At 58.2% G+C, this 5004-nt stretch carries 4 protein-coding genes; all 4 read right to left on the reverse strand.

Features of this window, described 5'->3' with window-relative positions; all coding sequences use genetic code 11:
- Window positions 1–663, reverse strand: a 663-nt coding sequence (gene tpiA / locus D8V06_RS01060) for a triose-phosphate isomerase (protein ID WP_130930285.1), incomplete at its 3' end; no start/stop codon positions are given.
- A 66-nt stretch (window positions 664–729) separates the two neighbouring features.
- A complete protein-coding gene (gene glmM, locus D8V06_RS01065; RefSeq protein WP_130906239.1) occupies window positions 730–2067 on the reverse strand; it encodes a phosphoglucosamine mutase in 1338 nt (445 codons plus the stop codon).
- A gap of 16 nt (window positions 2068–2083) precedes the next feature.
- Window positions 2084–2935: a dihydropteroate synthase gene (gene folP, locus D8V06_RS01070; RefSeq protein ID WP_056854965.1), complete on the reverse strand. Its 852-nt coding sequence runs from the start codon at window positions 2933–2935 to the stop codon at window positions 2084–2086.
- Between the two features lie 8 nt (window positions 2936–2943).
- Window positions 2944–4854 (reverse strand): ATP-dependent zinc metalloprotease FtsH, encoded by a 1911-nt coding sequence (ftsH, locus tag D8V06_RS01075; RefSeq protein ID WP_056854964.1) that lies wholly within the window; start codon window positions 4852–4854, stop codon window positions 2944–2946.
- Between the last annotated feature and the right edge of the window lie 150 nt (window positions 4855–5004).

Below are 5004 nucleotides of genomic sequence, written 5' to 3' on the forward strand. Positions count from 1 at the left end.
CAGTTCGACCGCATTGGCCGCCTTCACGCTGCCGCCGTATAGAAGCCGCACACCTTGTGCGACTTCAGAATTTTCTGCCGCCAACTGGGCACGAATGGCTGCATGCACATCCTGCGCCTGTTGCGGCGAAGCAGTCAGCCCGGTACCAATGGCCCAGACCGGCTCGTAAGCAATTACTGCGTTTGCAAAAACACCGACACCCAGCTCGTCGATGATGCTGCTCAGCTGACGCGAGACAACCTCAACGGTCTTCCCCGCTTCGCGCTGCTCGAGGGTCTCCCCTACACACAACACCGGAATCAAGCCGCTTGCCTGTGCCGCTGCGAACTTGCGGATCAGCGTTGCGTCCTGCTCGCCCATAATCTGGCGACGCTCCGAGTGCCCGACAAGCACCAGGGAACAACCTGCATCCACCAACTGACTTGGCGAGACCTCGCCGGTCAGTGCACCTTGCCCGGATTCCACTGCAGAATTCTGCGCGCCGATCGAAATCGACTTTCCTTTCAAGCCATCAACCACTTGGCTGACATGCAACAAAGGCGGGAATACCGCTACATCAACACCGCTCGGCAAGGCCAAGTCACGAAGGCCGTTGATCAGCTCAGCGACGCTGGCGCGGGTACCGTGCATCTTCCAGTTACCAGCTACCATAGGGCGACGCATGCTGTACCTCGTCGGTCAAAGTGGGCGCAGATGTTACCCAACACAATCAAGGCTGGCAAGCCGAATTCAGGCAGAAACTTCACTTACCAGTTTTGCCAGCTCTTCGGCGTAACCACGAACCTGCGTTTCGTCTTCGCCTTCGACCATGACGCGCACCAAAGGCTCTGTTCCCGACTTGCGCAACAGCACACGGCCGCGCCCGGCCATAGCGCTTGTGACGCGTTCGCTTGCCTGCTTCACCGAAGGATGATCAAGCGGGCTAGCTCCTCCACCAAACCGCACATTGATCAACACTTGAGGGCACTTGCGCAGCGCTTGACGCGACTGCGCCAGACTCTCGGAGCGCGTCTTGAGCGCCATCAGAACCTGCAGCGCGGCGATGATCGCATCACCCGTAGTGGTGTGACCGAAGCAAACGATATGGCCCGAGTTCTCGCCGCCAACCAACCAATTGCGCTCCAGCAGATCAGCGATTACATATCGATCGCCGACGTTGGCACGTACAAATGGAATCGCCAGGTCCGCCAGGGCCAATTCCAGCCCCAGATTACTCATCAACGTCCCGACCACTCCACCCTGAAGCTTGTCACGCTCATGCAGGTCGCGGGCGATAATGTAAAGCAGCTCGTCACCATCGACGACAGTGCCGGTGTGATCGACCATCAAAACACGGTCACCATCACCATCGAATGCAATTCCCAAGTCGGCGTGCTCAGCCAGCACAGCAGCCTGCAACTGCCCCATGTGGGTCGAACCGCAATTTTCATTGATGTTCAAGCCGTTGGGTTGCGCAGACAGGACGACGACATCAGCACCCAGCTCGCGAAACACGCTCGGCGCCACTTTGTAAGTCGCACCATGGGCACAGTCGAGAACGATTTTCAGCCCTGCAAAACTGGTCCCCGTAGGCACACTGCTCTTGCAGAACTCGATATAACGACCCGAGGCGTCGTTGATGCGCGTGACCTTGCCGATCTTGCTCGACTCAACCACTGTCATGGGCGTGTCCAGCAGCTCTTCGATCATCTGCTCAACTTCATCCGGCAACTTGGTGCCTTTGCCGGAGAAAAACTTGATGCCGTTATCGTCATGAGGATTGTGCGATGCACTGATCACGATACCGGCTTCTGCATGGAACGTACGCGTCAAGTAAGCGATAGCGGGAGTCGGCATCGGCCCCAGAAGCATCACATCGGCGCCCGCAGAAGTCAGGCCCGCCTCAAGTGCCGACTCAAACATATACCCTGAGATCCGGGTGTCCTTGCCGACCAGCACCTTGCAAGCGCCCATCTTGCGGAACGCCATTCCCGCGGCCCAGCCGAGCTTGAGCATGAAGTCAGGAGTAATCGGGTATTCACCGACTCGACCACGAATGCCGTCAGTACCAAAATATTTCCTACTCATAAACGCTCCATCATTCTTATTCGGCTGATTCCACTGCGGCGATCATCCTCACCACATCGACTGTTTCGGCTACATCGTGGACGCGCAATATACGCGCACCTTTATGTGAAGCCAGCGCCGCGAGGGCAAGACCGCCATACAGGCGCTCACCTACCGGACGATTCAACGCCTGCCCAATCATGCTTTTTCGCGAAACCCCAACCAACAGGGGGCGCCCCAAGGCATGCAAGGCATCCATATGTTTGAACAAGCTCAGGTTGTGCTGCAAGGTCTTTGCGAAGCCAAAGCCAGGATCGAGAATGATCTTATCGCTGGCTATGCCCGCCGCCTCACACTGGACCATCCGCTCGGCGAGAAACTCGCCCACTTCTCTCGTGACGTCCAGGTAGTGCGGATTGTCCTGCATGTCGCCCGGCTCACCGAGCATATGCATCAGACACACGGGCAAGCCGGTCGCAGCGGCTGCATCCAGGGCACCATCGCGACGCAACGAGCGTACATCGTTGATCAAGCCAGCTCCCAGTCGCGCGGTTTCACGCATGACGGCGGGAGTCGAGGTGTCAACCGAGATAATCACATCAAGCTCGCGATGAATCCGCTCGACGACCGGCGCTACACGTTCCAGCTCTTCCAGCGGCGAAACCGCCCTGGCGCCGGGCCGGGTCGATTCACCACCGACATCAATAAGCGTCGCGCCAGCAGCCACCATCGCCTCGGCATGGCGCAAGGCCGCATCGAGCTGGCTGTACTGGCCGCCATCGGAGAACGAATCAGGGGTGACATTGAGAATACCCATGACATGCGTCTGGGCCAAATCAAGAACCCGGTTGCCGCAAGGCAACCGGGTCGAGGACTGAACAGAAGTCATTTCAAACCTTAAACGTCAGCAGCCGGGCCGCCGATAGGTGTTTCCGGACGCTCACCCTGTACTGCTGGAGGCGTGCCGGATGCACCGGTGCCACCAGACCAGTCGCGCGGTTCGCGAGGTGTACGACCGGCCATGATGTCGTCGATCTGCTCGGCATCAATCGTTTCATACTTCATCAGGGCATCAGCCATGGCATCGAGCTTGTCACGGTTATCCGTAAGGATCTGCTTGGCCGTACCGTAGCACTGGTCAATGATGCTGCGCACTTCGGAGTCGATCAGTTTGGCCGTCTCACCGGAGAAGCTGGCACTCTGACCACCACCACCGCGACCGAGGAACACTTCACCCTCTTCTTCGGCGTACATCAATGGACCGAGCTTCTCGGAAAGACCCCACTTGGTCACCATGTTCCGCGCAATCTGGCTGGCGCGCATGATGTCATTGGAGGCACCCGTGGTGACGCCATCGAAGCCCAGGGTCATTTCTTCAGCGATACGGCCGCCGTAGAGCGAGCAGATCTGGCTGATGAGCGCGCGCTTGGACAGGCTGTAGCGATCTTCTTCCGGAAGGAACATGGTCACACCCAGCGCACGACCGCGCGGGATAATCGAGACCTTGTAGACCGGGTCATGCTCAGGCACGACGCGACCAACGATGGCGTGGCCGGCTTCGTGATAAGCGGTGTTCTGCTTTTCTTTCTCGGACATGACCATGGATTTGCGCTCGGCACCCATCATGATCTTGTCTTTGGCCAGTTCGAACTCTTTCATCTCGACGATGCGCTTGCCGGCCCGGGCAGCGAACAACGACGCTTCGTTGACCAGGTTGGCCAGGTCAGCACCGGAGAAACCAGGCGTGCCACGAGCGATCACCGCCGGGGCGACGTCGTCACCCATCGGCACTTTGCGCATGTGGACCTTAAGAATCTGCTCACGACCACGGATATCCGGCAGACCAACCACAACCTGACGGTCGAAACGGCCCGGACGCAGCAGCGCAGGGTCGAGTACATCTGGACGGTTGGTTGCGGCAATCACGATGATGCCGTCATTCATTTCGAAGCCGTCCATCTCTACCAGCAACTGGTTGAGAGTCTGCTCGCGCTCGTCATGACCACCGCCCATGCCGGCACCACGGTGACGACCGACGGCGTCGATTTCGTCGATGAAGATGATGCATGGCGCGTGCTTCTTGGCCTGTTCGAACATATCGCGAACGCGGCTGGCACCAACACCGACGAACATTTCGACGAAGTCGGAACCGGAAATGGTGAAGAACGGCACTTTGGCTTCACCGGCAATCGCCTTGGCCAGCAAGGTTTTACCGGTACCCGGAGGACCGACCATCAGCACGCCGCGAGGAATACGACCACCCAGGCGCTGGAACTTGCCCGGATCACGCAGGAACTCGACGAGCTCGCCCACTTCTTCCTTGGCTTCGTCGCAACCGGCAACGTCAGCCAGCGTGGTTTTCACCTGATCTTCGGAAAGCAGTCGCGCCTTGCTCTTGCCGAAGCTCATCGGGCCACCCTTGCCGCCGGCTCCACCCTGCATCTGCCGCATGAAGAACATGAACACGGCGATGATCACGAGGATCGGGAAGCTGGCGACCAGGAGCTGGGTCCAGATGCTTTGCTGTTCCGGCTGCTTGCCTTCGACTACAACATGGTTATCCACCAGGTCGCCGATCAGACCGTTGTCCTGAATTGCCGGACGAATGGTCTTGAAGCTGTCGCCATCGGTGCGTTTGCCGGTGATGACGTAACCATCAACGGCTACGCGCTCGACCTTGCCATCCTTGACCTGCTGGATGAAGTCGGAATAGTTGAGGGTCTGCGGCTCGTTAGGGCTGGAGAAGTTGTTCATCACCGTCACCAGGACTGCCGCGATGATCAACCACAGGATCAGATTCTTTGCCATATCGTTCAATTAACTACCCTCTGAAGCAAGCGCCGCTGGTGGCGCGCGCTTCGCATGATATTCACCGGCCTAACTTACTACATTACCTACGACTCTGGCAGGCGCCGTCTGTAACCCTTTGTGAAACACTTTCTACACAATATTCGCTAA

Source organism: Pseudomonas sp. Sample_24, from assembly GCF_004307605.1.
Lineage (GTDB): Bacteria > Pseudomonadota > Gammaproteobacteria > Pseudomonadales > Pseudomonadaceae > Aquipseudomonas.